This window comes from Intestinimonas sp. UBA1698, from assembly GCF_002320075.1.
Taxonomy (GTDB): Bacteria; Bacillota; Clostridia; order Oscillospirales; family Oscillospiraceae; genus Intestinimonas; species Intestinimonas massiliensis.
In genome coordinates, this window is record NZ_DCJO01000002.1 from 43,070 (window position 1) to 43,495 (window position 426).

The following is a 426-nucleotide window of genomic DNA, read 5'->3' on the forward strand; positions in this document are numbered from 1 at the left end:
CTCGCCCCGGAGGATGCGCACCGGAGAGGAGGAGCGGCTCTCCACGCCGGTGAGCACGGCCTCCGGCGCGGCAAAGCCGCGGAGCTTGCGGTCGAAGAGGGGGAGGGCACCCCGCAGGGTGTCGGCCACGTAGCCGGGCAGGCAGCGGTCCAGCTCCGCCGGGGTGACGCCGGGGCGGTAGGTGGGGGTGATGCGCCCCAGGGCCGTGGAGGGCCGCCGGGCCAGGAAGTCGGCCACCGTCTGGGCCGGGGCGCGGAAGCCGCCGCCGCCCAGGGTGTAGGCCGCCGCCTCCCAGCGGCGCTGGAATTCTACCCCCGCCAGGGGGTGCTCCGAGCCAAAGTCGGCGGGGGACACCCCCACCAGGAAGCCGCCGTTGATGTTGGCCCCGTCCCGGGCGCGGCAGCTCATGCCGTTGGTCACCAGCCG

1 protein-coding gene is annotated in these 426 nt (G+C 76.1%); it reads right to left on the bottom strand.

Annotated elements, in window-relative coordinates; all coding sequences use genetic code 11:
- Positions 1-426: FAD-dependent protein (locus B3H64_RS00785; protein ID WP_349676152.1), on the bottom strand; the 426-nt coding region annotated here is incomplete at both ends.